Here is a 26,060-nt window from a genome sequence, read left to right as displayed (position 1 = left end):
GATTACATCTCGCACGCAAACCTACCCTATCCAGGCGCCGAGTTCGACCGCCCTGGCGTTGCAGCCAGGGCGGTCGAGCACCTCACCAGTTCAGGCCAAAGGCCAGACGGAAGGTACGCATCGGCGACGCCAGCACACCGGTCGGTGTGCCGTAAGCCGTGTTCAAGTCCTGCAATGTTCCGGTATCGCCGTTGAAGGTGGCGTAATTCACCCAGTTGAACACGTTGAGGATATCCGCACGCACATTGAATTTGACACCACCGCCGGTATCCCATTCTTTATTCGCGGCAATGCTGAATTCCTTGTAGCCCAGTGTGCCATCCGGCTTGAACTGGATAATCTCGCACTGATCGTTGCCGGCAAGGCAATTCTGGCCGTAGCGCACGGTCTGGCTGGCCAGCGACAGCTTGCCGGACAGTTTGATCTCATACGGCAGTTCATAGATCCCGGTGACCACCAGGCGGTTTTTCGGAATGCCGCCAGCCTCACGCCAGCCGTAGTCCTGGATGCGTTCGCGGTCCAGTGCATAGTGCTCGCCGAACTGGCGGTTTTCCTTCGCATCGGAATAGGTATAGGCCACGGTCAGCCCCCAGCCGGATTCTTCGTCGAAGGGCTTTTCCACCTGCAACGCGAGCTGGTTGTTGCGGGTCTCCACACCGTTGGTGCCAAGCACGATGGCGCTATAGCCGTTCGGGCCATCGGTCGGCGCGCCGGAAGTAGTGCCCGGCTGGAAGAACGAACCGTCCGGCAGGCGGTTGCCGCGCACGAAGGCAAAGCCGTCATGGCTCTCAATGCGGCTCAGGGTCACATCGGTGAACCAGTCCTGGCCCCACAACGGCACCATGTTGCGCATGCCGATGCTGAATTGGTCGGAGTACGGGGTCTTGAGGTTGTTATCGATCAGGTAGACCTCACGTCCGCCACCGCCAGTGCTGTTGGCCGTCAGTGTGTTCAAGCCTTCCTGATTGTTGTACGCCGGATTCCAGGCCGTGCATGGATCGCCTAGGCAGGCACCGTTGTTGGTGCTGGTGAAGTAGTAGCTATACGAATTGAAGGAGTTGTTGAGCTGCTCCAGTGCCAGGTAATCGAAGATGTTGCGGTCGTACGCACGGCCGGCGCCACCATAGATCACGTGCGCCTGATCGCCGAACAAGTCGTACGAGGCGCCCAGACGCGGCTGCCAGGCATTCTTGAATGCTTTGCGGTTGTTGCCGGTGCTGATGAAGTCGTTGATGTTGTAGTTGGCGTTGCGCAGGTTGGGCCAGTTCTGCAGCGCGCTGGCGACGTCCGAGGGGGTGACGAAATCCAGGAACGCCGGAGTCTCTTCGTAGTCGTAGCGCACGCCCAAGTTCAAGGTCCAGTGCTCGTTGACCTCCCAGTCGTCCTGCAGGTAGATGCCGTACTGCTTGTTCTTGGACACCACCGAGCCGCCACCTTCCACCAACGGTGCACCGAAGCGCACGCGGTACGGCGTTTCGACGTCGGTGAGGATGTTGTAGTAGTACTGCGGGTTGGCCGGGTTGAACTGGGTCGAATCCAGGTCGATGCTCTTGAACTTCACGCCCATCTTGATGGTGTGCGCGCCATTCCACTCCAGGCTGTTCAAGGTCAGGTCATCCTGGAAGGTCCAGCCCTTCTGTCCCTTGCGCTGGAAGCTGCTGCCGGCACCGGCCGCCAGGATGTCGGTCTCATTGCCGCGCACCGGTGCGTAGCTGAGGATGTAGCCATTGCCGTTGTTGATCGGCGCCTGGTTCCAGAACGCGCTTTCGTAACTCAGGTTGGCTTCGTTGAGGAAGCTGGCCCCGCTGTACTGCCAACGCAGGTTGGCGCGCTTTTCTTCCTGGCCATTGATGCTGCCGTGCCCGTAGGTCGAGGTCTGGCCGACGTCGTTGAGCTCGTCTTCCTTGCGGTACTTGCCGGTCAGCTCGAACAGGTTGTTGTCGCCAATGGTCCAGTCGATCTTGCCGAAGTACAGGTCTTCCTTGAACGGCGTGCTGGAGGTGACCACCAGCGGCTGCAGTTGCGCAGGCAGTTGATCGACGCGGTCCGAATAGATCGAGCCGGGGATCACCACGTTCGGGGTGGTGTATTCCTTGGCTTCATAGGCGATGAAGAAGTGCGCCTTGTCCTTGAGGATCGGGCCGCTGAAGGTGGCGCCGTATTGGGTTTCTTCGAAGTCGTCGCGCACGCCGGCCTTCTTCTCCAGCGGGCTCTCTTCGCGCCAGCTGTCATTGCTGGTGTCCCAGAAGAAGCTGCCGTGGAAATCGTTGGTGCCGGACTTGGACGAGGCGACGATGGCCGCGCCGCTGACCTGGTCGAACTCGGCCTTGTAGTTGGAGGTGATGACCTTGTATTCGCCGATCGCCGACTGCGGGAACGGGTTGCCGCGGCTGGAGTCCTGGCCGCTCACGCCGCCGGTCAACACGTAATTCTTCTGGCTCACGCCATCGATGTAGACGTTGGTGCCTTCGGCCGAGGTGGCGCCGGTGCGCACCTTGGTGGTGCCGTTGGCCTCGCGGGTGAACTGCACGTTCGGTACGGTGTCGGCCAGCTCCAGGAAGTTGCGCGTGGCGCGCGGCAGGTTCTGGATCTGCACATTGGAAATGTAGGTGGCGTTCTCGGAGGTGCGCGTCTCGACCAGCACCGGCGGCGCCTTCACCTGCACCGCGTCCAGCGTGGTGGCGTTACCACCGGCGGCCGTGGCCGGTTCGCCGCCGACGCCCAGGTTCAAGGTCGCCGTCTGGCCGACCTGCACGGTGACGTTCTGCGAGCTGGTCTGTCCGTTGGCGGTGACGTCGATGCGGTAGGAACCCGGCGGCAGACCGCCGACCGAATAGCCGCCATTGCTGACCTGCACCGTGCGGGTCAGGCCGGTGGCCAGATTGGTGGCGGTGACCTGCGCCTGGGCGGCAGGTGCGGCATCGACGGTGACCTGGCCGCGGATGGTCGCAGCGGTGCTCTGTGCGAAGGCCGGTACGGCGCCGAGCAGCAGGCAGCTGGCAAGCGCGCAGCTGAGCAGCTTGCGCGCCGGACGGGCGGAATGGGGGTGGTGGTGGCGCATGGTCGTCCCTCCAGGGATCGGTACAGATTGTTGTTGTGGTAGTGCAGTGATGCAGGAACAGCCGCTGCGGGGCAGCGGGAGCGGACAGAACGTCCGCGAAAGGGTCGGCAGCCTGAAAACGCAGGGCCGGACAAGTCAGTGACCGTGTTCGCCCGCACCGCAGGAAGCGCGGATCACCAGCTCGGGCGTGAGCAATTGACGGACGCCATCGTCGCGGTCAGACGTTTCGACCAGTCGCATCAGCCGGCCCATCGCCTGCTCGCCCAGCCGCGCGATGCTGACCCGCATGGTGGTCAGCGCCGGGTGGACGAACCGGGCCAGTGGAATGTCGTCAAACCCGGCCAGCGCCACGTCGCCGGGCACCGATACAGCGGCCTGGGCGAACGCGTACAGGCACCCAAGCGCGGTCATGTCGTTGGCGGCGAAGACCGCGTCCGGCAGTGCGCCGTCAGCCAGCATCGCCAGACCGGCGCGGTGGCCGGATGCTTCGTCGAAGTCGCCCGGGTACTCCACGCCCTGCGCCTGCACGCCAAACGCAGCGAGCGCATCGCGGAAGCCGCGCAGGCGTTCGCGCGCATCGAAGTTCAACGCCGGGCCACCGATAAAGGCGATGCGGCGATGTCCGGCACGCAGCAGATGCTCGGTCATGGCCATGGCACCGGCGTGGTCGTCGATGCTGAGGACCGGATAGTCGGCACCGGGCAGGTGTGCATTGATCAGAACCGTCGGCAGCGACTGCGGCAGATTGTCGGTGAGAAATCCCGGCTGCTCCGCATACGGCGACAGCACCAGCAAGCCATCGACGCGACCGCGCATCGAGCGCAGCGCCCTGCCCTGGGCTTCCGGGTCGCCGTGATAGCTGGACACCAGCAAGTGCTGGCCGGCCGCACGCGCCGCACCATCGATGCCGCGAATCAATTCGGAAAAAAACTCGCCATACAGATCAGGCAGCACGACGCCAAGGGTCTGGGAACGCCGGCTGCTCAGGCTGCGCGCAGCCGCATGCGGGCTGTACCGCAGCCGCTCGGCCACTTCCAGCACCTGCTGGCGCACCGGCGCGGCGACGTTGTCGTGCCCGTTGAGCGCACGCGACACCGTTGCGACGGAGACCTGTGCTTCCCGAGCGACATCTTTGATGGTGACCGCACCCTTGGCCATTCGTGTCGCCCTCCGCGACCGCTTCCCGAAACTGGCGCGGACTGTAAGCGTTTTCATACAAGGGCGTAAACCCCTAGCTTCACATGCGTGAAAACGCTTACAGATCAAGTGGCTACGGGTGATGGGAACGTGAAATAATGTGCTGCGACGCAACAAAGCCGAGCCCATTGGTCCACAAACGAAGCAAGATCCTGATCACGTTTTGGCGCACACAGCGTGAGCGCTGCCGGATGGATCAACAGCGATAGCGAGTCTTCCCCGATGCGCGACAAGACGATTTTGGCGATCACAGGCGATCGTCGGCGCGCAGGCGCCCATTCCCCGCGTCAGCTACCCTGCCTCGCCAGGCGCAAAGGCCTCGATCGACAAGGCGTGGATATCGGTCTGCATCATCTCGCCCACTGCGGCATAGACCGCGCGGTGCCGGGCCAATGGCGGCTTGCCGGTGAAGGCGGCGCTGACCACGCGCACATTGAAATGCCCCCGCCCGTCACGCGCGCCGGCGTGGCCGGCATGCCGAGCGCTGTCGTCCACAACGTCCAACTCGGTCGGTGCCAGCGCGGCCTGCAATGCCGCACGGATCTGCTCGACCCGGTTCATGGCAGTACCCGGCGGAATGGGCGGACCTCGGTGCGCGTATACACACCCGCTTCCACATACGGATCAGCATCGGCCCAGGCGCGCGCATCTTCCAGCGCGTCGAATTCGGCAACCACAAGGCTGCCGCTGAAACCGGCCGGACCCGGATCTTCGGCATCGATGGCCGGGCACGGGCCCGCCACCAGCAGCCGACCCGCGGCCGCAAGCGCCTGCAAACGTGCCAGATGCGCTGGCCGCGCCTGCTGCCGTGCGGCCAATGCGTCGGCCCGGTCATACCCTTCGATTACGTACCACACACGCCACCTCGCCTCAGACTTGAAGGTCAACCTGCCGATTCTAGCCGCGTCGGCGCTGGACACCGCCCCCGCGCACGCATTACCCTTGACACCACTGCACACGCAACCGGACGTAGCGGCCCGTCGGCCCAGGCTCAACGCTCTTCTCGACGACCGATTCGCTGCCCACCACCGGCCCGCGTAGACGACCTCCTCGCTGTTCCGTCGCCGCATGCCACGCGGCGTACGTTGTATGTGGATTTGTGGGATCGTGCCGGCACAGGCACGACATTGATCGCAATAACTCAAGGCAAAGCCCTGCAGGCGCGGCTCAGACCGCGGCCGGCGACCGTAAGACCCGATGTCTACCTGATGAATTCCGAACTCGCGCACGTCGCGACTCCGCCAGCCACGAGCGCGCCGCCACAGCAGCAGGAAATGCCGCTGGCGGTAGTGCATGGGCAACCGGTGCTGCAGATCCCACAGGATCTGTATATCCCGCCGGATGCGCTGGAAGTCATCCTGGATGCCTTCGAAGGTCCGCTCGACTTGCTGCTTTACCTGATCCGCCGTCAGAACCTGGACATTCTGGATATCCCCGTCGCCGAGATCACCCGGCAGTACGTGGACTACATCAATGTGATGCAGGAGCTGCGCTTCGAACTGGCCGCCGAATATCTGGTGATGGCCGCGATCCTGGCCGAGATCAAATCGCGCATGCTGTTGCCGCGCCCGCCGAGCCAGGATGGCGAAGAAGAAGATCCGCGCGCCGAACTGGTCCGCCGGTTGCAGGAATACGAACGCTTCAAGCAGGCCGCCGAAGACCTGGACACCCTGCCCCGCATGGGCCGCGATAGCGCGCCGGTGCAGGCGCACCTGCCGGAGCGCGCAGCGGTCAAGCTGCCGCCACCGGTGGAGCTGAAAGAAATGCTGATGGCGCTGTACGACGTGCTCAAACGCGCCGAGCTGTTCACCGGCCATGCGATCAAGCGCGAGGCACTGAGTGTGCGCCAGCGCATGGGCGATGTGCTGAGCCGTCTGGACGACGGCAAGTTCTACCGTTTCGAATCGCTGTTCACTGCCGAGGAAGGCAAGCTCGGCGTGCTGGTCACCTTCCTGGCGCTGCTCGAATTGGCCAAGGAGCAGTTGCTGGACATCGTGCAGGAAGCGCCGCTGGCGCCGATCTACGTGAAGTCGCTGGCGTTGGGCAATACCAATGCGCCGCTGCAATTCTCCAGCGAATTCGACGACAGCGATGCCGCCAACGAACCCCTCTGAAGCCGATCACCGAATGGATCAAGCGCTGATCACCCGCATTATCGAAGCCGCCCTGTTGGCGAGCAGCCAGCCGTTGACGCTGGTGCAGCTGCAGGGTCTGTTTCCGGAAGAAGAACCGGCGCCGCCCGGCAGCGTGGAGCGCGCATTGGAACTGCTGCGCGAGGGCTGCGCCGAGCGTGGCGTGGAATTGGTCGAGGTGGCCTCCGGCTTCCGCTTCCAGGTCAAGGCCGATGTGCATGGCTGGGTCGCCCGACTGTGGACCGAGCGCCGCACCAAGTACACCCGCGCCACGCTGGAAACCCTGGCGCTGATCGCTTATCGCCAGCCGATCACCCGCGGCGAGATCGAGCAGGTGCGCGGCGTGGCGGTCAGCAGCAACATCATCCAGGCGCTGGAAGAACGCGAGTGGATCCGCGTGGTGGGCCACCGCGACGTACCCGGCAAGCCGGCCCTGTTCGGTACCACCAAGGGTTTTCTGGATTACTTCGGGCTCAAGCGATTGGATGAGCTGCCGCCATTGTCTGAGTTGAAGGACATCGCCGAGCTGGAACCGCAACTGCCGCTGGACCGCGACGGGCAGCTGGATGGCGCGGTGCCGGCCTCGGCAGCGATGGATGCGGCTGACGCGGAAGGCGGCGCTTCGAATGCAGCGGCTGACAATGCAGATGCAGGTACTGCGGATGCAAAAGCCAACGTTGGCGACGACAGCGACAGCGAAACCAGTGACTCGCAAGATGGTTCGGAAGCGGACGAGGCCGATGCCTCGGCGACTCCGGCCAGCAACACCGAAACGGCGAGCGATCAGCAGGCTAACGCCGAGCGCGATTCTGAAACCGACATCGATAACGCTGCCGACCAGCGCGCGCAGGAAACCGCCAGCGATGCCCTGTTGGACCAGCAAGACCCCGATCTCGATGATGCAATCGACACTGAGGCGACCGACTCAGTGAGTGCGCAGACACCGCAGCACCCCGAGCATGGCTCGGCGCACGACCAGCACACGCAACACCCAGATGACGCCCGTGAGGGCGACCCCGACACCGCGCCGGGAACGCGCGCGGATGCAGTGAACGAAGACGAAGACAACGCCGTCGCGACGACGACCGTGGCTGTTGACGAAGCCGATTCCGACCCAGAGGCCGACCCAAAACGCGTCGGCCGGAGCCAGACACATGAGTGACACCCCCCGCAAGCTGTCGTTGAACAAGCTTTCCCTCAAGCGCGACAGCGCGCCCGAAGCGCCGAAGCTGGAAGAGCGCCTGCACAAGGTGCTGGCCCAGGCCGGCCTGGGCTCGCGCCGCGCGCTCGAACAGCGTATCGCCGATGGCCTGATCAAGGTCAATGGCGCCGTCGCGCAGACCGGCATGTCGGTGCGCAGCGGCGACAAGATCGAGCTGGACGGCCGCAGCTTCGTGGCCAGCGCGCTGACCGAACCTTCGCGCGTGCTGATCTACAACAAGCCCGAAGGCGAAGTGACCACGCGCGAAGATCCCGAAGGCCGCCCGACCGTGTTCGAGTCGCTGCCGGCATTGAAAGGCTCGCGCTGGATCGCCATCGGCCGCCTGGACATCAACACCACTGGCCTGTTGCTGCTGACCACCGACGGTGAGCTGGCCAACGCGATGATGCACCCCTCCTACGAGGTCGAACGCGAATACGTGGTGCGCGTGCGCGCCCCGGAAGGCGAAGAAAAGGTCTCTGACGCCATCATCGAGCGCCTGTCGCGCGGTGTGCTGCTGGAAGACGGCGGCGCCAAGTTCGACGAGATCGAACGCATCGGCGGCACCGACTCGCACGACTGGTTCCGCGTGGTGGTCAAGGAAGGTCGCAACCGCGAAGTGCGCCGCCTGTGGGAATCGCAGGGTTGCCAGGTCAGCCGCCTCAAGCGCAGCCGCTACGGCAAGATTTCGCTGCCGCGCGAGCTGCTGCGTGGGCAGTCTGTGGAAGTGGCGCAGGAGAAGGTCGACGCCCTGCGCGCCGAACTCAAGCTGGAAGAAGGTGCGCCGTCGGCACTGACCCTGCAGCCGGTGATCGGCCAGCGTCGCGCTGCCAAGTCCACCGTGCACGTCTCGCGCGATGGCCGCAGCAACGCCTACGTCAACGGCCAGACCTCCGGCGCCGATGAAGGCCGCGAACTGCGTCGTTTCGACAACCTGCGCGAAGATCGCGGCCGCGGCGGTCGCGGCAAGCCCGGCGGCTTCAAGGGTGGCCTGACGGTCAGCGGCGAAGCAGCGGCTCGGCAGTCGCAGCAGCGCCCGTTCAAGCAGCGCGGCCCGGCCAAGGGCGACCGCGGCGCGTTGCCAGACGGCAACCCGGCCGCGTTCCGCAGCTGGTATGTGCCCGATGGCGTGAGCACCGGCCCGAGCGGTCACCGCAATGCCGGCCCGAGCGGCCCAGGTACCGGCCAGGCACGCCCGTATGCGAAGAAAGGTCCGGGCGGCGCGCGTCCGGGTGCTGGCGGTCCGGGCGGCGCACGCTCGGGTGGTCCGGGGCGTGCTGGGGCTGGTGGTGTCGGGCAAGGTCAGTCGCAGGGTCAAGGCCAGGGGCAGCGCAAGCACCCGTACGGTCACCCAGGCAACGCACCGAGTTTCCCCTCCGATCACGCCAACCCGGGTTTCAGCCCGTACGGTGCGGCACGTCCTGCTGGCCGTCCAAGCGGTGGCCGTCCGGGTCCGGGCGGTAATCGCGGCCCGGCATCTGCCAATCGTGGTCCTGGCGGTCCCGGTGGCGGTGCACGCGGTCCCGGTGGCCCAGGTGGCGCACCGCGCGGCCCGGGCGGCGGCAATCGTCGCCCGCCCGGTGGCGGTAATCGCGGCCGCTGAGTTGCGACTCGTGCATAAAAAAAACGGCCCTGCGAAGGGCCGTTTTTTTGTGGTGCTGAGTGCGGATTGCTGATCTAGGAGGTGGCGGAAGCATCGGCAATGGCAGCCCACGACAGGCCGATGCGCACCGACCTCAAACACTTCTGCAGCCAACCGCCGCTTGCCATCGTGCAGCGCTCGATCACGGAGCGGCGCTGCCGGCTGCCGGATCACACGCTTACTTGCGACGTTCGATCACGAAATTGCCGACCGCAACGCCCAGATCCACGCCTTCGCCCGTGCCCGCCAGGGCCAGGGAGATATCGCCCTTGGTGACGACCTGAGCGGTACTGGATTTGACCACGCCGGCATGCGCTTCGGCCGCGGCGTAGGTGCCGAATAGATCGTTGAGGCTGTAGGCACCGGAGAAGGTCCCGCGACCGCCGACGATCTTGGACTTACCGACCGTCAGGCCGCCGCCCTTGCTGGAGATCTTGACCGGGATGACCGCACCGTTGTCGCACTTGATGGTGCCGGTGCCGCTGGCGGTCTTGTAGAACACCGACCAGCCGGACAAGTTGAACGACAGCTGGCAATCGATGTTGCCGGCGGCCTGTGCCTGCGGAGCCAGCGTGGCGGCGCCAAGCAGCGCGAACAGCGAAAGTGACTTGATCATGTGAGCGGTGCCAGTGGTGGACGTGGCGCGAGACTAGCAGCGCCGATGTGGCAGCCGCGACAAGGTCCCAGCGCAGCGCATGCGTCTGTTCAGCGAAGTCTTACCTGGCTTCGACATGGCGCCAGCGCTGCCACCTGCAACCGCGACGTGGGATGATCGCAGCATGCCACGCACCGTTTACAGCCTGCTCTTCAGCGCCCTGCTGCTGCCCTCCCTCGCCCATTGCGGCGAGACGATTCCCACCCAGGGCTACACCGTCGTCAGGACCTATCCGCACGACACCACCGCGTTTACCGAAGGCCTGTTCTATCTCGACGGGCATCTGTACGAGAGCACCGGCGAGCTTGGCCAGTCCAGCGTGCGCAAGGTCGACCTGGACACCGGCAAGGTCCTGCAGCAGGCCAACACGCCGCCGCCGTTCTATGGCGAAGGCATCGTGGCCTGGAAGGACCGCCTGATCCAGCTCACCTGGCGCAATCAACGCGGCTTCGTCTACGATCTGGCCACGCTGGCACCGCGCACCCAATTCACCTATTCCGGCGAGGGCTGGGCGCTGACCAGCGACGACCGCCAGCTCTACATGAGCGACGGCACCGCCAGCATCCGCCGGCTGGATCCGCAGAGCTTGAAACAGATCGGCACCATCAAGGTCACCGCCCGCGGCAAGCCGCTGGACAACCTCAACGAGCTGGAATGGGTCAAGGGCGAGCTGCTGGCCAACGTCTGGCTGACCACGCGCATCGCACGGATCGACCCGGCCAGCGGCAAGGTCATCGCCTGGATCGACCTTAAGGCACTGGTGCCAGACCCCGACACATTGACCGACCCCACCAACGATGTCCTCAACGGCATCGCCTACGACGCCAAGCACGATCGCTTGTTCGTCACAGGCAAGCGGTGGCCGAAGATTTACGAGATCAAGCTGGCTCAGTAGCCGGGATTGGGCAGTCGAGAGTGGGGATTGGCAACGGCGGCGGGCTCGCGCCCGCTTGGCAGTGGCTTGCACCAATCCCCAAACACTACTCCCTCATCTCGAACTGATCGGCATCCAGCATTGCCGGGAAGCGGGCACGGTGTTCGGCCAGTGCGGTTGCGCTGATGGTGGTGGTGACCACCTGCTCGCGTTCGCGGATTTCCAGCTGCGGCTGGCCAAGGAAATCGATCACCGCGCTGTCGCCGGCGTAATGCAGTTGATTGCCGTCCACGCCAATGCGGTTGACCGCTGCGACGAAGCACAGGTTTTCGATCGCACGTGCGCGCAGCAGCGTCTTCCACGCATAGGCGCGGGCGGACGGCCAGTTGGCCACGAATAGTTGCAGATCGAAATCCAGCTGCCCGGGGCGTTCCACATCGAAGCGATTGCGGCAGAACACCGGAAAGCGCAGGTCGTAGCAGACCTGCGGATTGATCCGCCAGCCCTTCCATTCCACGGTCAGTCGCTCGCGCCCGGCCGCATAACGCAGATGCTCGTTGCCGAAGCGGAACAGGTGGCGCTTGTCGTAATACTGCAGTGCCCCGTCGGGCGTGGCCCAGAGCAGCCGATTGAACACGCCGTCGGGCGTGCGCACCTGCACGCTACCGGTGACGGCAGCACCCAGCCGCGCCGCCTGCGCACGCACCCAGGCCACGGTCGGCCCGTCCATGTCCTCGGCCTTGTCGATGGCGTCGTTGGAAAACCCGCTGGTAAAGGTCTCCGGCAGGATCACCAGATCGGTCTGCCCGGCCAACGGCTCCAGCAGCCCACCGTAGTAAGCGCGGTTACCGGCCGGATCATGCCAACGGGTGTCGCCTTGAATCAGGGAGATGCGCAGGTCGTGCATTGAAGGCTCGGGAATGGGGAATGGGGAATCGGACAGCGGTTTGGTGAGCGCGTTATCTCATCGGGCCAAGTGCAGATTCAGATCGAAAAGCGACCAACCGCTCTTACGATTCCCAAATCCCCATTCCCGATTCCCAGCTCGTCAGAGCTGCTGCAAGCGCGCGATAGCCGCATCCAGCGTCGCATCGTTCTTGGCGAAGCACAGCCGCGCCAGGCGCTGACCAGCAGGCGCGTTCTCGTAGAACGGCGACAACGGGATCGCGGCCACGCCCTTCTCCACCGTCAGCCATTGCACGAACTCGGTGTCGGGCAGGTCGCTGATGGCCGAGTAATCCACCAGTTGGAAATAACCGCCGGGCACGGGCAACGGCTTCAGGCGCGTGGTCAGCAACTGTTCGCGGAAACGGTCGCGCTTGGCCTGGTAGAACGCGCCGAGTTGTTCGTCGTGTTCGGGTTCGTCGCGGATCATCGCGGCGAAGGCGTGCTGGGCCGGGCCGAAGCTGGTGAAGGTGTTGTACTGGTGCACCTTGCGGAACTCGGCGCTCAGTGCCGGCGGCGCGATCGCGTAGCCGATCTTCCAGCCGGTGCAGTGGTAGGTCTTGCCGAAGCTGGAAATCACGAACGCGCGTTCGCGCAATTGCGGCCAGCGCAGCACCGATTCGTGCCGGCGGCCGTCGAACACGATGTGCTCGTACACCTCATCCGACAGCAGAAAGATCTCGGTGCCGCGCAGCAGTGCGGTCAGCGTCTGCATGTCATTGGCCGACAGCATCGCGCCGGACGGGTTGTGCGGCGAGTTGATCATCAACAGGCGCGTCTTCGGCGTGATCGCAGCGCGCAGCGCATCCCAGTCGACTGCAAAGGTCTGCGGATCCAGCGCCACGTGCACCGCACGCGCACCGGCCAGATCGATCGCCGGCTCGTAGCAGTCGTAGGCCGGGTCCAGCACGATGACCTCCTCGCCTGCGCGCACCACCGCGTGGATGGCATTGAAGATCGCCTCGGTGGCACCGCTGGTAACAGTGATCTCGGTGTCGGCGTCGACCTGTGCGCCATAGCACCGCTGCGCCTTGCCGGCGATGGCCTGACGCAACGTCGCTACGCCGGTCATCGGCGGGTACTGGTTGTGGCCGGCGGCCATGGCGTTGGTCAGTTCGTCGACCAGCCGCTGCGGCACCGCAAAATCGGGAAAGCCCTGGCCCAGATTGACCGCGCCGTGCTCGGCCGCCAGCTGCGACATGACGGTGAAGATGGTGGTGCCCACCTTGGGCAGCTTGGTCGTGAGGGGCATGGTGCCTGTCCGGACAAGAAACGAGGGGACCGCGAGTGTACGCAAAGCCGCCAGGTGGTTGCGCCCGGACGCTGCAAAACAGCGTTCCCCGACCCATCGCAGCGCCTGCCACGCTGCCGCAGATGTCCCCGGCGTGCCACCATCGTCGCTACAATGCGCGCCCGGTCGGCGCGTGCCTGCGCCGGCCCTTCCCCATGCCGTCCTGCGACGGGAGCCTGCTGCACCGATGATCGAACCGCTGCACACCGCACCGCCGCTGCTGGCGGCGCACGCCCTGGCCTTCAGCCGCAACGAGGAGCCGGTGTTCGGCCCGCTGGATTTCCAGGTCGACGCCGGCGAGGCGTTGCTGGTGCAAGGTGACAATGGCGCCGGCAAGACCACGCTGCTGCGCGTGCTGGCCGGCCTCTTGCATGTGGAGCGCGGGCAGATCCAGATCGATGGCAAAACCGCCAAGCGTGGCGACCGCAGCCGCTTCATGGCCTACCTGGGCCACCTGCCTGGCCTGAAAGCCGACCTCAGTACTCTGGAGAACCTGCATTTTCTATGCGGGCTGCATGGCCGCCGCGCCAAGCAGATGCCCGGCAGCGCACTGGCGATTGTCGGCCTGGCCGGTTACGAAGATGCGCTGGTGCGGCAGCTGTCGGCCGGCCAACGCAAGCGGCTGGCGCTGGCGCGGCTGTGGCTATCGCCGGCGCCACTCTGGTTGCTGGATGAGCCCTACGCCAATCTGGACCTGGACGGCATCACCCTGGTCAACCGGATGATCTCCGCGCATCTGCGCGGCGGCGGTGCGGCGCTAGTCACTACCCACGGCGCGTATGCAGCGCCACCAGTGCGCACCCGCATGCTCACGCTGGAGGCTGCGGCATGAGCGTCCATTCGCCGCAGCCGTCGCTATGGCAAGCGGCCCGCGCGTTGCTGGGTCGCGACCTGCAACTGCTGTGGCGCCGCCGCAGCGATGCCTTGCAGCCGGCGCTGTTCGCGTTGCTGATCGTGGTGTTGTTCGCGCTGGGCCTGGGCGGACGCCCGGATCTGCTGGCGCAGGCCGCACCCGCGGTGCTGTGGCTGTCGGTGCTGCTGGCCGGGCTGCTGTCGCTGGATGCGCTGTTCCGCAGCGACGTGGAAGACGGCTCGATGGAGCAATGGCTGCTGGCGCCGGTGCCGTTGGCGTGGCTGATCGCGGTGCGCGTGCTACTGCACTGGGCGACCAGCGCGCTGCCGTTGATCGCGGTGACGCCGCTGCTGGGCGAATTGCTGCACCTGCCACATGACCAACTACCGGTGCTGCTGGCATCGTTGGCGCTGGGCACACCGCTTCTGAGTCTGCTTGGTGCCGTGGTTGCGGCGCTGACGGTGACGATGAAACGCTCTGGTATTCTCGTGGCGTTGCTGGCGTTGCCGTTGTACGTGCCGGTGCTGGTGTTCGGTGCCGGCAGCGTGGCGGCTAGCGGACAAGGGCAGGATGCGGTGGGTGCGTTGTTGTTGTTGGGCGCCGGACTGGTGATCGGCGTGGTCCTGGCACCGCTGGCTGCAGCGGCCGCGATCCGCATTTCGTTGAGTTGAGCGTTGCAGTCGATGCATTGTCGATAGCACGCCCCGCACAACGCGTTGTTGCTGTTTCGAGAGCCAATGCCATTCCAAAGGCTACTGCCATCGCATGAACGTCGTCGTCCGCTGGTTCCACCAACTCGCATCGCCCCCGATCTTCGACCGTTTTACTGCGCGCTGGGCGCCGTGGTGCTACGCGCTGGCCGCGTTATTGCTGGGCGTTGGCATCTGGCAAGCCTTGTTTGCGGTACCGGCCGATTACCAGCAAGGCGACAGCTTCCGCATTCTCTACATCCATGTGCCGAGCGCGTGGATGAGTCTGTTCGTGTTCGGGCTGATGGCGCTGTATGCGGCCATCGCGCTGATCTGGCGCATCAAGGTCTGCGAGATCCTGGCAATGGCCTGCGCACCGATCGGTGCGGCGTTTACCGTGATCACCCTGCTGACCGGCAGCATCTGGGGCAAGCCGATGTGGGGCGCCTGGTGGGATTGGGATCCGCGGCTGACCACCGAATTGATTCTGCTGTTTCTGTATCTGGGCGTGATCGGTCTGTATCACGCCATCGACGACCGCCGTCAGGCCGCACGCGCGGCGTCGTTGCTGGCCATCGTCGGGGTGGCGCTGCTGCCGGTGATCCGCTATTCGGTGGTGTGGTGGAATTCGCTGCATCAGGGCCAGAGCATTCGCTTGCTGGGCCCATCGACGATTGATGCGAGCATGCTGCTGCCGCTGTGGTTGATGGTGATCGGCACCAAGTTCTGGTTTGCCGGCTCGCTGCTGACGCGCGCGCGCGCCGATAACCTGCGTCGCGAAGCCGGCAAGGCCTGGATCGTGCGCGACGCGCCGGAGGGTGCGGCATGAACTACCTGCCCTACGTCATCGCCGCCTATGCGGTGTTCGTGCTGGTGCTGCTGTGGGACCTGATCGCTGGCCGTTGGCAGGTCAGGCGCGCATTGAAGACCGCCCAGGCGCGCCGCCTGCGCGAGCGCAAGCGTGCGGTGCCCAGCGATGCGGAGCTGATCCGGTGAACCCGCAACGTCGCCGCCGCTTGTGGCTGGTGCTGGCGTTGGTGCTGGCCGGCGGGCTGGCAACCACGCTGGTGGCGATGGCCTTGCAGCGCAATGTGGCCTATCTCTACACACCCTCTGAAGTGCTGCGCGGCGATGCCGGCGAGCATTCCCGTTTCCGGCTTGGCGGCATGGTGGAAAAAGGCTCCTTCAAACGCGCGTCAGGCGCATTGGAAGCGCACTTCCGCGTCACCGACGGCGACGCCCAGTTGCCCGTCAGCTACGACCGCATCCTGCCGGACCTGTTTCGCGAAGGGCAGGCCGTGGTGGCCACCGGCCGCATGCAGCACGGTGTCTTCGTCGCCGAAGACGTGCTGGCCAAGCACGACGAAACCTATATGCCGAAGGAAGTCGCCGACAAGATGGGCAGCGCGCATCGCAAGCACGATGTGCCCGCAGCTGCGGATCAGGCTGGAGAGCTGCATTGATGGCATGGGTCAGGGCATCGGCGTTCCTGCAGGAGGGTGGATTGCGCGGTGGGTGCGCGGCTGACAACGCTGGGCAAGTCCGTGCAAACGCTGCAGGGATGAAGCCTCTGCGGTGCGCCTGCGATGGTGGCACCCTTGCATTCTCACCAACGCGCCGACCCGATGCTTCCTGAACTCGGGACGTTCCTGCTGGTACTGGCCCTGCTGGTTGCGCTGGTGCAGGCCGTGGTGCCGCTGGCCGGCGCGCAGCGTGCGCGCAACAGCTGGACGGCCGTGGCGCGGCCGGCGGCCTTGGTGCAACTGGCGTTGATCGCATCAGCCTTCGCAGTGTTGACGCACGCCTTCCTGGTGCAGGATTTTTCGGTGCGCTACGTCGCCGAAAATTCCAACAGCCTGCTGCCGATGATGTATCGCTATTCGGCGGTGTGGGGCGCGCACGAAGGCTCGCTGTTGCTATGGACGCTGGTGCTGGCGTTGTGGACCGGCGCGGTGGCGATCTGGTCGCGGCAACTGCCTGCGCATGTGATCGCGCGCGTCCTCGGCGTCATGGCGCTGGTAAGTAGTGGGTTTCTGGCGTTTTTGCTGTTCACTTCCAACCCATTCGCGCGGCTGTTTCCGGTGCCGCTGGAAGGTGGCGACCTCAATCCGCTGCTGCAGGACCCTGGTCTGATCGTCCATCCGCCGATGCTGTATTGCGGCTACGTCGGCTTTGCGGTGCCGTTCGCGTTCGCTATCGCCGCGCTGCTGGAAGGCCGCGTGGATGCGCGCTGGCTACGCTGGACGCGGCCGTGGACCAACGTCGCCTGGTCGATGCTCACCGTCGGTATCGCGCTCGGCAGCTGGTGGGCGTATTACGAGCTGGGCTGGGGCGGCTGGTGGTTCTGGGACCCGGTGGAAAACGCCAGTTTCATGCCGTGGCTGGTGGGCACCGCATTGCTGCACTCGCAAGCGGTGACCGAAAAGCGCGGCAGCTTCGCCAGCTGGACCTTGCTGCTGGCGATCGCCGCCTTTGCATTGTCGCTGCTGGGCACCTTCCTGGTGCGCTCGGGCGTGCTGACCAGCGTGCATTCGTTTGCCGCCGACCCATCGCGCGGACTGTTCATTCTGGTGTTCCTGCTGCTCGTGGTCGGTGGTTCGCTGGTGCTGTATGCGCTGCGCGCGCCGCGGCTGTCGCTGGCGGATGATCCGCGTCGCGCATTTGCCGGCAGCTCGCGCGAAACGTTGTTGCTGTTGAACAACCTGCTACTCACCTGCGCCTGCGCGATGGTGTTGCTAGGCACGTTGTATCCGCTGCTGGCCGATGCGTTGGGGCTGGGCAAGCTGTCGGTCGGCCCGCCCTACTTCGGTACCTTGTTCGTGGTGTTGATGGCGCCGCTGGTGGCGCTGCTGCCGTTCGGCCCGCTCACCCGCTGGCAGCGCGAGCAGGCGTCGCGGCCATTGGCGATGCTCGCGCCGTGGGCAGCCCTGGCGTTGGCGGCAGGCGTGCTGGCTTGGTTCACCGCGCCGCAGGGGCAGTTGAAAGCCGCCTTCGGTGTTGCCGGCGCAGCCTGGGTGCTGCTGGGCACCGTGCGGTTCCTGTGGACGCGGCGCGCGGCCAAGGGGCGCAAACTCACTCCCGAAATGCTGGGCATGGTGCTGGCGCATCTGGGCGTTGCGGTGTTCCTGTCCGGCGCCTTGCTGGTGGAAGGATTGAGCCTGCAGCGCGAAGTGGCGTTGGCGCCCGGGCAACAGGTGCAGATCGGCCGCTACGCGCTGCACTTCGACGGGCTGGAAGAGCTGCGCGGGCCTAATTACGTTTCCGACCGTGCCAACCTGCAGGTATTCAAGGACGATGCACCTGTGGGCCTGCTGCATGCAGAAAAGCGCCGCTATGCCAGCGGCGGGCAGACCTTGACCGAAGCGGCGATCCGCCCCGGTCCGTTTGGCGACCTGTATGTCGCCCTTGGCGAACCGCTGGGCAATCAGGCCTGGGCGGTGCGCGTGCATCTCAAACCGTTCGTCCGCTGGATCTGGCTGGGAGCGCTGCTGATGGCGCTCGGCGGTCTGGTCACCGCGGCCGACCGGCGTTTTCGTCGTTCTCCGGAGATCCAAGATGGTTGAGTCACGTTCACCCCGCCTGCCCACTGCAGTCCTCGTGGGCGCCATCGTGCTGCTGCTCGCCCTGGCAGCGCTGCTGGTCTATGCGGTGGTGCGCTCCGGTCAGGACGATCGCGATGCCCTGCCCTCTGCACTGATCGGCAAACCGGCGCCGGAGTTCGCGCTGCCGCTGCTGCACGATCCCAACATCGTGGTGCATGCGCGCGAGCTACGCGGCGCGCCGTACATCATCAACGTGTGGGGCAGCTGGTGCCCGGCCTGCCGCGAAGAACACCCGGTACTGAGCCGCTTTGCGCTGACCAAGCGCGTGCGTGTGATCGGCTACAACTGGAAGGACGAGCGCGCCGATGCGCTGCGCTGGCTCGAACAACTCGGCAACCCGTATCTGCTGGTGGTCGCCGATCAAGATGGCCGCACCGCGATCGATTTCGGCATCGCCGCTGCGCCGGAAACCTTTCTGGTCGACGGGCGTGGGGTGGTGCGCTGGAAGTACAGCGGCATGCTCACCCAATCCATCATCGACACCCAATTGATTCCGGCGCTCAGCAAGATCGAACGCTCGCCCACCGCCGCACCGGACCTGCACGCCACACAATGACGCGCGCCTGGCTGCTCCTGCTGCTGTTGTTACCCTTGCTGGCCTTCGCCCAGCCGGTCGGCGACCCGGCGCCGCTGCACTATGCATCGGCCGAAGAAGAAGCGCGTTTCCACGCACTTACCGCCGAGTTGCGCTGCGTGCAGTGCCAGAACCAGTCGCTGGCCGATTCCAACGCGCAGATTGCGCAGGATCTGCGCCGCGAAGTGCTGGTGCTGATGCACGAAGGCCGCAGCGATGCGCAGATCCGCCAGTTTCTGGTCGCACGTTACGGCGAGTTCGTGCTGTACCGCCCACGCGTGGAATCGCGCACCTGGCTGCTGTGGTTTGGCCCGTTACTGGTGTTGCTACTGGGCGTGGGCGCGGTGGTGCTGGTGGTGCGCAAGCGCAGCGTGGCTGCGCCTGCCTTGCCCGCCGATGAGCAGGAGTGGTGATGGCCGGCTTTGTCATCGCGGTACTCGTGATTGCGCTACTGGCCTTCGGCCTGGTATTGCGCCCGCTGTGGCGCGAAGCACGCGGCCTTGCCGCAAGCGCAGCGGTATTGCTGCTGGCCGCGAGTGCGGCACTGTATTGGTTGGTCGGGACGCCAGGCGCGATCGAGCAGCCGGCCAATCGTCCGGCCGCGCCACGCTCGCTGGATGAAGCCATCGTGCAACTGCGCGCGGCGCTGGCGAGCAATCCCGAACAGGCCGAAGGCTGGGTGTTGCTGGGGCGCTCACTGTCCAGCCAGCAGAAATTTGCCGAGGCGCGCGATGCCTTCGCACGCGCAGTGGCGCTACGCCCGGACGAGCCGGACGTGCTGGTCGCCGCAGCGCAATCGCGCATGCTTGCCGACGACAGCGGCCGCCCCGATCCGCAAGCCATGCGTCTGCTCGAACACGCGCTGGCGGTGCGACCGGACCATCAACGCGCACGCTGGTTCCTTGGAGTGTTGCAGCGCCAGGCCGGCGAGCCGGCCAAGGCCAGCGCTACCTGGGAGCCGCTGCTGCGCGTGGTCGATGCAACGACCCGCCCCGGCCTGCTCGAGCAGATCAACCTCGCGCGACTGGAAGCCAAGCTTGCGCCGCTCCAGGCACCGGCTGCGCCTGCCGCCGAGGCAGTGAATGGCAAACAGATCCGGGTGCGCGTGACGCTGGATGCCGAATTCGCCAAACGCGCCGGATTGCCTGGCGATACCAGCGTCTTCGTGATTGCGCGCGCCACCGACACGCCGATGCCGGTGGCGGTGGAAAAACACGCGTTGAGCGAGCTGCCATTGACCATCACGCTGGACGATGGCGACAGTCCGATGCCGACGCGCACGCTGTCGTCGCTGGACACCGTGCAGGTGTTGGCACGGCTGTCGCGTAGCGGCAATGCCATGCGCCAGGCCGATGACGTTGAGAGCGCGCCGGTGATGATCGAACTGCCTGCCGCCGCGCCGGTGGAGCTGGTGATCGGTCGCTGATTGCTCGCCAGGCTTGGTTGCGACGCGTCTGGCCGGTGGACGACGAGCGGCGAACATACGCAGCAAGCATTCCCGATCGGGTCTGCACGGCGCGGAAAATGTGGCGTGTGGCATCACACAGCCCAAGGGCGCGAACACGCTCTCCCTTCCCCCGGCGCAGGCCATGGCAGATAGAATTGCGACATGACCGAATTCATCCCTGCCGGCACGCTGTACCACGCACTGCCTTCGCCGTTTCCGATGAAACGCGGCGGTGTGCTGCATCAGGCACGCGTGGCATACGAAACCTGGGGCACGCTCGCCGCAGACCGCCGCAACGCGATCCTGATCGTCACCGGCCTGTCGCCAAATGCGCACGCGGCAGCACACCAGGCCAATCCCGAGCCGGGTTGGTGGGAAGCGATGCTCGGGCCGGGCAAGCCGATCGATACCACGCGCTGGTTTGTGGTCTGCGTCAACTCACTGGGCAGCTGCAAGGGCTCGACCGGGCCGGCCTCGCTGAACCCGGCCAACGGCGCGCTGTATCGCCTCACATTTCCGGACCTGTCGATCGAAGACGTTGCCGATGCCGCAGCCGAGGTGGTGCGTGCGCTGGGCATCGAGCAACTGGCCTGCCTGATCGGCAACTCGATGGGGGGCATGACCGCGCTGGCGCTCTTGCTGCGTCATCCCGGCATCGCGCGCAGCCATATCAATATCTCCGGCAGCGCGCAGGCATTGCCGTTTTCGATCGCCATCCGCTCGCTACAGCGCGAGGCCATCCGGCTGGATCCGCACTGGAACGGCGGCCACTACGACGACACGCGCTACCCGGAATCGGGCATGCGCATGGCACGCAAACTTGGCGTGATCACCTATCGTTCTGCGCTGGAATGGGACGGCCGTTTCGGCCGCGTGCGGCTGGATTCCGAGCAAGCGGCAGACGATCCGTTCGGGCTGGAATTTCAGGTGGAAAGCTATCTGGAAGGCCACGCGCGCCGCTTTGTGCGCTTCTTCGATCCCAACTGCTATCTGTATCTGAGCCGCTCAATGGACTGGTTCGATCTGGCCGAATATGTCGATGACAAACCGACCACGGACACCGGTACCGACAGCCTCGGTGCAGGCGCCACGCCCGCCTCCGCCAAGCCGCAGACCGGCGTTTCGACTGCCGACACCGTGCTTGCCGGCCTGGCGCGAATCCGCATCGCACGTGCGCTGGCGATCGGTGCCAACACCGACATCCTGTTCCCGGTGCAGCAACAAGAACAGATCGCCGACGGGCTGCGCGCCGGCGGCGCCGACGCACAGTTCATCGGATTGGATTCGCCGCAAGGACACGATGCGTTCCTGGTCGACTTTGCGCGGTTCGGCCCCGCGGTGCGCGATTTCCTGCAGGACTGTTGAGCTCGCCGGGTGCGACTTTACGCGACTGCCATCGGCCAATTCCGCTGGAACATGCGGGTAATGATCGCTGTGTTGCGCGCTGATGCAATCGATTTGCACGCTTCAAGAACGCATCGGTAACCCGCACCACCTAACAGAAGACTGCGAATGCGCTATCAAGGACGTCTCAGCGACTGGAACGATCACAAGGGTTTTGGCTTCGTCACGCCCAACGGTGGTGGCGACCGTGCGTTCGTGCATATCAGCGCGTTCGCACAGCAGTCGCGCCGCCCACGCGATGGCGAGATCATCACCTACGCGATCGAGCGCGATGCGCAAAAACGCTTGAATGCCACGCAAGTGCGTTGGGCAGACCGTACCACCGCCGCCAGGACCGAGCAGCGTCGCAGTGGGTTGCCACGCAAGACACTGGCCACGTTGTCGATGCTGGCATTGGCGGCCGCCACGCTGATGCACGTGGTGCCGGTGGTCGTGCCGCTCTGGTACGCAGCAGCCAGCCTGGTCACGCTGCTGATCTATGCGATTGACAAATCTGCCGCGCAGCGCAATCAACGGCGTACACCCGAATCCAGCTTGCACGTATTGGCTCTGATCGGTGGCTGGCCGGGTGCATTGCTGGCGCAGGAAATCTTTCGCCATAAATGCAGCAAAGCGGCGTTTCAGATGAAATTCTGGATCACAGTCGCATTGAATGTCAGCGCATTGGTATTGGCGGTGACCGAGACCGATATGATGGCATCGCTTCCGGTGTTGTTCGATTAAGAGCCGCTAACAAAACCACTGCGTTCACCGCCAGGTGGGCGCGGGCGATGCTCGGAATCGGCATGTACCACTCGGACACTGCGGTTGTGAGCGCACCGTCCACGCCCACCTGACGACTGCTCGCTACATTTTGGTAGCCGCTCTAAGAGCGTTGACAACACACCACCAGGCAATCAACGCGAACGTCCCGGCTCCGCTTTCGACGAACGCAGCGGTTCGCTACGCATGTCGATTCAACAACTCCAACGTTCCCTCACGCATCCGGTAATGCCGCTGCACCACGCCGGGCGGTAGCGCGTCGTGGGTGATCATCACCAGGCTGCGTTCGCCGAGAACTGCGGCAAGGTCGAGCAGCAGCGCGTGTGCAGTCTCCACGTCCAGGCCATCGGTCGGCTCGTCGAGCAGCAGGATCGGCGTATTGCGCAGCAGTGCGCGTGCGAGTGCGAGGCGACGCGCCTGGCCGGCAGACAGCGTGGCGCCGTTTTCGCCGACCCAGGTATCAAGGCCCTTGTGCGCGCTGGCCCATGCGCTCAGGCGTACCTGTTCGAGCACCTGCCACAGGGCGGCATCGTCGGCAGCGGCGTCGCCGATGATGAGGTTCTCGCGCACGCTGCCGGCAAACACCGGCGCGTTCTGCGGCAGCCAGGCAATACGCTGATGCCATTGCGCCTGCGCGACGTGGCGCAGGTCGATGCCGGCGTAGCTCAGCTGCCCGGCCTGCGGATCCCATAGCCGGAGCAGCAGCGCCGACAACGTACTTTTACCGCTGCCGCTGTCGCCGCTGATGGCGATGCGCTCGCCCGGCGCCACTGTAAGATCAAGCGACTGCAGCACCGGACGCACGCTACCGGGCCACGCAAACGACACCTGCTGCAATTGCAATATGCCAGCGCATGGCACATCGATTGCGTGCACAGGATCGCTCACCGATGGCGCCTGATCGACGATGGCCTGCAAGCGCTTGGCGGCAACACGCGCGCTTTGCAGCGCCTGCAACGCCAGCCCGGCGCCGGCCCAGACTTCCAGCAAGGCCATGGTCAAGAACACCAGACCTGCAGCTAGCTCGGCAGCGATCAGGCCGCGCTCGGCAGCACCGAGTGCGAGCCACAGCATGCCGGCCAGACCCACGCCCCCGCAGAGCGCATGCAGCAGGTTGCCGCTGATCAGCCGTCTGCGCTGAATGCGATCGCCGTCGACCACAGCCGCTGCCGCGGCGTCGATCTGTTGCAGCCAGGCGCCTTGCGCATCGACTGCAGCAAGATCGGCCGCCCCTTCCAAGCCTTCGAAGGCCTGCGTGCGCAAGGCAGTACGTTGCTGCACACGCAATTGCTCGCGTTGCGCGCCGCCGCGTGCCACCTGCCACGGCACCAGCCCGCCGATCAGAACGCCGAGCACCAGCAGCAACTCCGCAGCGGGCAGATAGATCAGTGCAGCGGCGGCGACACCGGCGAGCCAAATGCCGAGCAAGGCGGCCAGCGGCGCCAGTGCGCGCACGCTAAGGCCATCGACCTCGCCGATGTCGGACATCAGCCGCGCCAGCAGATCGCCGGTGCGGGTGGCAGACAATCGCCCTGGCGCCAGCGGCAAGGCGCGGCGGAAGAACCACACCCGCAGATCACGGGCGATGCGCAAGGTGGCATCGTGCCCGATCAATTTCTCGCCGTAGCGCGATGCGATGCGCGCGAAGGTCAAGGCGCGAATACCGGCAGAGGGCGAAAAAAAATTGAAACCGGTGCCCATGCCGGCGACGCCTGCCAGCGCCGCTGCGGTCAAGAAACTGCCGGACACCCCAAGCAAGCCCACGCCCGCAAGCATGGTGACCAGCACCAGTAGCGCGGACAGCAGCAGACGCCAGGCATGCCGGAGAAACACGTCCCGCAGACGATCGGAGTGGGCGCGGCTCATGGCAATTGCGCCGTCACTGCCGCACCGCGCAGGTCGATTACCGTGTCGGCCCAACCCATCACCGCAGCACTGTGCGTCGCCAGAAGCACCGCGCGGCCGCGTGCGAACACGCCCAGCGTGCGCAGCAATTCGGCTTCGGTCTCCGGGTCGAGAAAGGCAGTTGGCTCGTCCAACAACACCACATCCGGCTCGCGCAACAACAACCGCGCCAATGCGACACGACGTGCTTCGCCACCGGACAGACCAAAGCCACGCTCGCCGATCACCGTGTCCAGGCCAGCCGGCAGGTGCCCGGCAAAGCGCAGCACCTGAGCCGCCTCGGCCACCGCGTGCAGGCGCGCGTCGCTGGCCTGCGGGTCGGCCAGACGCAAGTTATCGGCAATGCTGCCGTGAAACAGATAGGGGCGCTGCGTGGCATAGCCGAAGCGCGCACCGGGACGCACCACCACACTGCCAGCCTCGGGTGCGAGCCAGCCGGCCAATCCTTCCAGCAACGTGCTCTTGCCGCTGCCGCTGGCGCCGATCACGGCGACACGCTGACCGGGCTCCAGCGTCAACGCAAAATGTTCAACCACCACATGCGGCGCTCCAGGAGGACGCAGCGCCAGCCCACGCGCCTGCAACAAGGGCGCATGCGCTTGCGCCGGCTCCAACGCACGCGCAGGTGGCGCAGCCGTGCGCGCAGCGGCAGGCGACTGGAAACCTTGCAGCAACCGCTCGGCTTCGGCCACTGCCGCCAAGGCATTTGCGCGGTCGTGGTAATGCGCGGCCAGTCGCCGCAGCGGCGCGAAGAATTCCGGTGCCAACAGCAGGCAAAACATGCCCGCACCCAGCGATGGCAAGCCATGCAACTCGAGCATGCCGAGATAACTCAGGCCGAAGTACAGCGCCACGATCGCCACGCTCACCGAGGCAAAAAACTCCAGCACTGTCGATGACAGGAACGCGATACGCAGAACTTGCAGCGAGCGCTCGCGCACGCCCTCTGCAGCGTTGGCAATGCCCTGCAACTCGGCCTCGCCGCGGCCATAGACGCGCAGCAATCCCAGGCCTTTGAGGCGATCAGCAAAATGCCCCCCCATGCGCGTCAGTTCGCCGAGTTGTTCGCGACCTGCGGCCTCGGCGCCCCACCCCACCAGCATCATGAAAAATGGAATCAACGGCGCGGTGAGCAACACCACCAGCCCAACCACCCAGTCGACCGAAAACACCGCGATCAGGATCAGCGGCGGCACCAGCAGCATTTCGGTACGTGCGAGTTGGTAACCGACGAAATACCCCTCCAGCGCGTCGGTATGCGCCAGGCTCAATTCGCCCAGTTCGCCGCTGCGTTGTCGGCGCAACCATAGCGGTCCATGCTGTACCAGGCGTCGGGCAACGCGCGCGCGCAGTTCGCGTTTGGCCACATCGGCCACTTCACCGGTTAGCGATTGCGCCCAGGCGTTGAGCAGCGCCCGCCCGATCAGCGCAACTAGCAACCCCGCGCCCACGTGGCGCCATTGCGCCACTGCCAGGTGCTGCACCAGCACCGCCTGCACCAGCCAGGCGATCGCAGCCGATTGCACCAGCAACAACACGCCCGACAACGCAACCGCCACGCCAGCAAGCCGCCGCGCACGCGTGGCCGGTGCGGCAAGCGCATCCAGCCATTGGCCGCGTTGACGGCGCTGGGCGGGCGTTTCGCTGGCTTGCACGTTGGGCTGACTCACATCGCTCTTCTGGAGGCTGCGCATTGCAGACGATTGTAAGTCGCCACCTCGCGGTCGGGGATGGACAGTGTGACGCACCTGTTCACGGCCGCATTGATTTGGATCAACGCGTCCGGCGCGATAGCGGCAGATGATCGCCACGTTCCTTACCGACAC

At 65.3% G+C, this 26,060-nt stretch carries 24 protein-coding genes and 1 other RNA gene; 16 read left to right on the top strand and 9 right to left on the bottom strand.

Going from position 1 to position 26,060, the window contains the following annotated elements; translation table 11 throughout:
• Positions 1-82: 82 nt before the first annotated feature.
• The 4 genes from M0D43_RS21020 to M0D43_RS21005 form a co-directional block, all read right to left on the bottom strand.
• Positions 83-3,061 carry a TonB-dependent receptor gene (locus M0D43_RS21020; protein WP_252162880.1) on the bottom strand — a complete coding sequence of 993 codons (2,979 nt, stop codon included), beginning with the start codon at positions 3,059-3,061 and terminating at the stop codon, positions 83-85.
• A gap of 135 nt (positions 3,062-3,196) precedes the next feature.
• Entirely contained in the window at positions 3,197-4,219 is a 1,023-nt protein-coding gene (locus M0D43_RS21015; RefSeq protein ID WP_252162879.1) for a LacI family DNA-binding transcriptional regulator, read from the bottom strand.
• A gap of 330 nt (positions 4,220-4,549) precedes the next feature.
• Entirely contained in the window at positions 4,550-4,819 is a 270-nt protein-coding gene (locus M0D43_RS21010) for a BolA family protein (protein ID WP_101363914.1), read from the bottom strand.
• The gene (locus tag M0D43_RS21005; RefSeq protein ID WP_101363913.1) at positions 4,816-5,115 is read right to left on the bottom strand and encodes a YciI family protein; all 300 of its coding nucleotides are present in this window, start codon (positions 5,113-5,115) and stop codon (positions 4,816-4,818) included. The genes M0D43_RS21010 and M0D43_RS21005 overlap by 4 nt, the downstream gene beginning before the upstream one ends.
• 228 nt (positions 5,116-5,343) lie before the next feature.
• Here M0D43_RS21005 and M0D43_RS21000 point away from each other — a divergent pair, with 228 nt between their 5' ends.
• From M0D43_RS21000 to M0D43_RS20990, 3 genes are read left to right on the top strand one after another with little or no spacing between them, the layout of a single operon-like run.
• Positions 5,344-6,372: a segregation and condensation protein A gene (locus tag M0D43_RS21000; protein WP_252162878.1), complete on the top strand. Its 1,029-nt coding sequence runs from the start codon at positions 5,344-5,346 to the stop codon at positions 6,370-6,372.
• A gap of 13 nt (positions 6,373-6,385) precedes the next feature.
• Positions 6,386-7,552, top strand: coding sequence for an SMC-Scp complex subunit ScpB (scpB, locus tag M0D43_RS20995; protein WP_260807581.1), 1,167 nt, complete (start codon positions 6,386-6,388; stop codon positions 7,550-7,552).
• Complete coding sequence (locus M0D43_RS20990; RefSeq protein ID WP_260807580.1) at positions 7,545-9,194, top strand: pseudouridine synthase; 1,650 nt, start codon at positions 7,545-7,547, stop codon at positions 9,192-9,194. Before scpB ends, M0D43_RS20990 begins: the two co-directional genes overlap by 8 nt.
• A 217-nt stretch (positions 9,195-9,411) precedes the next feature.
• Here M0D43_RS20990 and M0D43_RS20985 read toward each other — a convergent pair whose 3' ends face one another.
• Positions 9,412-9,849: a hypothetical protein gene (locus M0D43_RS20985; protein WP_016904973.1), complete on the bottom strand. Its 438-nt coding sequence runs from the start codon at positions 9,847-9,849 to the stop codon at positions 9,412-9,414.
• 163 nt (positions 9,850-10,012) lie between these two features.
• On the opposite strand from M0D43_RS20985, the gene M0D43_RS20980 reads away from it, so the two are divergent.
• A complete protein-coding gene (locus M0D43_RS20980) occupies positions 10,013-10,783 on the top strand; it encodes a glutaminyl-peptide cyclotransferase (RefSeq protein WP_313905547.1) in 771 nt (256 codons plus the stop codon).
• An 85-nt stretch (positions 10,784-10,868) separates the two neighbouring features.
• Here M0D43_RS20980 and M0D43_RS20975 read toward each other — a convergent pair whose 3' ends face one another.
• Both M0D43_RS20975 and M0D43_RS20970 read right to left on the bottom strand, forming a co-directional pair.
• The gene (locus tag M0D43_RS20975; RefSeq protein WP_252162876.1) at positions 10,869-11,669 is read right to left on the bottom strand and encodes an amidohydrolase; all 801 of its coding nucleotides are present in this window, start codon (positions 11,667-11,669) and stop codon (positions 10,869-10,871) included.
• Positions 11,670-11,810: 141 nt separating this feature from the next.
• Positions 11,811-12,959 (bottom strand): pyridoxal phosphate-dependent aminotransferase, encoded by a 1,149-nt coding sequence (locus M0D43_RS20970; RefSeq protein WP_252162875.1) that lies wholly within the window; start codon positions 12,957-12,959, stop codon positions 11,811-11,813.
• A 226-nt stretch (positions 12,960-13,185) separates the two neighbouring features.
• On the opposite strand from M0D43_RS20970, the gene ccmA reads away from it, so the two are divergent.
• The 12 genes from ccmA to M0D43_RS20910 all read left to right on the top strand — a co-directional run bounded on the left by ccmA (position 13,186) and on the right by M0D43_RS20910 (position 22,429).
• Positions 13,186-13,830 (top strand): heme ABC exporter ATP-binding protein CcmA, encoded by a 645-nt coding sequence (gene ccmA / locus M0D43_RS20965; protein ID WP_252162874.1) that lies wholly within the window; start codon positions 13,186-13,188, stop codon positions 13,828-13,830.
• On the top strand, positions 13,827-14,522 hold the full coding sequence (gene ccmB / locus M0D43_RS20960) for a heme exporter protein CcmB (RefSeq protein ID WP_101363905.1): 696 nt from the start codon (positions 13,827-13,829) through the stop codon (positions 14,520-14,522). Before ccmA ends, ccmB begins: the two co-directional genes overlap by 4 nt.
• A 94-nt stretch (positions 14,523-14,616) precedes the next feature.
• Positions 14,617-15,369 carry a heme ABC transporter permease gene (locus M0D43_RS20955; protein WP_252162873.1) on the top strand — a complete coding sequence of 251 codons (753 nt, stop codon included), beginning with the start codon at positions 14,617-14,619 and terminating at the stop codon, positions 15,367-15,369.
• Complete coding sequence (gene ccmD, locus M0D43_RS20950) at positions 15,366-15,536, top strand: heme exporter protein CcmD (protein WP_252162872.1); 171 nt, start codon at positions 15,366-15,368, stop codon at positions 15,534-15,536. Before M0D43_RS20955 ends, ccmD begins: the two co-directional genes overlap by 4 nt.
• Positions 15,533-16,003, top strand: coding sequence for a cytochrome c maturation protein CcmE (gene ccmE, locus M0D43_RS20945; RefSeq protein ID WP_252162871.1), 471 nt, complete (start codon positions 15,533-15,535; stop codon positions 16,001-16,003). Before ccmD ends, ccmE begins: the two co-directional genes overlap by 4 nt.
• Positions 16,004-16,165: 162 nt before the next feature.
• Positions 16,166-18,103 carry a heme lyase CcmF/NrfE family subunit gene (locus M0D43_RS20940; protein WP_252162870.1) on the top strand — a complete coding sequence of 646 codons (1,938 nt, stop codon included), beginning with the start codon at positions 16,166-16,168 and terminating at the stop codon, positions 18,101-18,103.
• On the top strand, positions 18,096-18,698 hold the full coding sequence (locus tag M0D43_RS20935) for a DsbE family thiol:disulfide interchange protein (protein ID WP_252162869.1): 603 nt from the start codon (positions 18,096-18,098) through the stop codon (positions 18,696-18,698). Before M0D43_RS20940 ends, M0D43_RS20935 begins: the two co-directional genes overlap by 8 nt.
• Positions 18,695-19,129, top strand: a complete 435-nt coding sequence (locus tag M0D43_RS20930) for a cytochrome c-type biogenesis protein (RefSeq protein ID WP_252162868.1) — start codon at positions 18,695-18,697, stop codon at positions 19,127-19,129. The genes M0D43_RS20935 and M0D43_RS20930 overlap by 4 nt, the downstream gene beginning before the upstream one ends.
• Entirely contained in the window at positions 19,129-20,142 is a 1,014-nt protein-coding gene (locus M0D43_RS20925; RefSeq protein WP_260807578.1) for a tetratricopeptide repeat protein, read from the top strand. The genes M0D43_RS20930 and M0D43_RS20925 overlap by 1 nt, the downstream gene beginning before the upstream one ends.
• Before the next feature lie 183 nt (positions 20,143-20,325).
• On the top strand, positions 20,326-21,528 hold the full coding sequence (gene metX, locus M0D43_RS20920; protein ID WP_252162866.1) for a homoserine O-acetyltransferase MetX: 1,203 nt from the start codon (positions 20,326-20,328) through the stop codon (positions 21,526-21,528).
• Between the two features lie 147 nt (positions 21,529-21,675).
• Positions 21,676-22,290, top strand: coding sequence for a DUF1294 domain-containing protein (locus tag M0D43_RS20915; protein WP_252162865.1), 615 nt, complete (start codon positions 21,676-21,678; stop codon positions 22,288-22,290).
• 62 nt (positions 22,291-22,352) lie between these two features.
• Positions 22,353-22,429: non-coding RNA, sX9 sRNA (locus M0D43_RS20910), on the top strand.
• Between the two features lie 80 nt (positions 22,430-22,509).
• On the opposite strand, the gene cydC is transcribed toward M0D43_RS20910, so the two are convergent.
• Complete coding sequence (gene cydC / locus M0D43_RS20905; protein ID WP_260807576.1) at positions 22,510-24,195, bottom strand: thiol reductant ABC exporter subunit CydC; 1,686 nt, start codon at positions 24,193-24,195, stop codon at positions 22,510-22,512.
• Positions 24,192-25,928, bottom strand: coding sequence for a thiol reductant ABC exporter subunit CydD (cydD, locus tag M0D43_RS20900; protein WP_260807575.1), 1,737 nt, complete (start codon positions 25,926-25,928; stop codon positions 24,192-24,194). The genes cydC and cydD overlap by 4 nt, the downstream gene beginning before the upstream one ends.
• Between the last annotated feature and the right edge of the window lie 132 nt (positions 25,929-26,060).

Source organism: Xanthomonas prunicola, from assembly GCF_025266575.1.
GTDB lineage: Bacteria > Pseudomonadota > Gammaproteobacteria > Xanthomonadales > Xanthomonadaceae > Xanthomonas > Xanthomonas prunicola.
Note: the sequence above shows the minus strand (reverse complement) of the source record. Positions and strands in the feature narration are given on the sequence as shown.

Coding starts and splice junctions, on each gene's coding strand:
- M0D43_RS21020 (WP_252162880.1), bottom strand. CDS start 3,061: ATGCGCCACCACCACCCCCATTCCGCCCGTCCGGCGCGCAAGCTGCTC.
- M0D43_RS21015 (WP_252162879.1), bottom strand. CDS start 4,219: ATGGCCAAGGGTGCGGTCACCATCAAAGATGTCGCTCGGGAAGCACAG.
- M0D43_RS21010 (WP_101363914.1), bottom strand. CDS start 4,819: ATGAACCGGGTCGAGCAGATCCGTGCGGCATTGCAGGCCGCGCTGGCA.
- scpB (WP_260807581.1), top strand. CDS start 6,386: ATGGATCAAGCGCTGATCACCCGCATTATCGAAGCCGCCCTGTTGGCG.
- M0D43_RS20990 (WP_260807580.1), top strand. CDS start 7,545: ATGAGTGACACCCCCCGCAAGCTGTCGTTGAACAAGCTTTCCCTCAAG.
- M0D43_RS20985 (WP_016904973.1), bottom strand. CDS start 9,849: ATGATCAAGTCACTTTCGCTGTTCGCGCTGCTTGGCGCCGCCACGCTG.
- M0D43_RS20980 (WP_313905547.1), top strand. CDS start 10,013: ATGCCACGCACCGTTTACAGCCTGCTCTTCAGCGCCCTGCTGCTGCCC.
- M0D43_RS20975 (WP_252162876.1), bottom strand. CDS start 11,669: ATGCACGACCTGCGCATCTCCCTGATTCAAGGCGACACCCGTTGGCAT.
- M0D43_RS20970 (WP_252162875.1), bottom strand. CDS start 12,959: ATGCCCCTCACGACCAAGCTGCCCAAGGTGGGCACCACCATCTTCACC.
- ccmA (WP_252162874.1), top strand. CDS start 13,186: ATGATCGAACCGCTGCACACCGCACCGCCGCTGCTGGCGGCGCACGCC.
- ccmB (WP_101363905.1), top strand. CDS start 13,827: ATGAGCGTCCATTCGCCGCAGCCGTCGCTATGGCAAGCGGCCCGCGCG.
- M0D43_RS20955 (WP_252162873.1), top strand. CDS start 14,617: ATGAACGTCGTCGTCCGCTGGTTCCACCAACTCGCATCGCCCCCGATC.
- ccmD (WP_252162872.1), top strand. CDS start 15,366: ATGAACTACCTGCCCTACGTCATCGCCGCCTATGCGGTGTTCGTGCTG.
- M0D43_RS20940 (WP_252162870.1), top strand. CDS start 16,166: ATGCTTCCTGAACTCGGGACGTTCCTGCTGGTACTGGCCCTGCTGGTT.
- M0D43_RS20935 (WP_252162869.1), top strand. CDS start 18,096: ATGGTTGAGTCACGTTCACCCCGCCTGCCCACTGCAGTCCTCGTGGGC.
- M0D43_RS20930 (WP_252162868.1), top strand. CDS start 18,695: ATGACGCGCGCCTGGCTGCTCCTGCTGCTGTTGTTACCCTTGCTGGCC.
- M0D43_RS20925 (WP_260807578.1), top strand. CDS start 19,129: ATGGCCGGCTTTGTCATCGCGGTACTCGTGATTGCGCTACTGGCCTTC.
- metX (WP_252162866.1), top strand. CDS start 20,326: ATGACCGAATTCATCCCTGCCGGCACGCTGTACCACGCACTGCCTTCG.
- M0D43_RS20915 (WP_252162865.1), top strand. CDS start 21,676: ATGCGCTATCAAGGACGTCTCAGCGACTGGAACGATCACAAGGGTTTT.
- cydC (WP_260807576.1), bottom strand. CDS start 24,195: ATGAGCCGCGCCCACTCCGATCGTCTGCGGGACGTGTTTCTCCGGCAT.
- cydD (WP_260807575.1), bottom strand. CDS start 25,928: ATGCGCAGCCTCCAGAAGAGCGATGTGAGTCAGCCCAACGTGCAAGCC.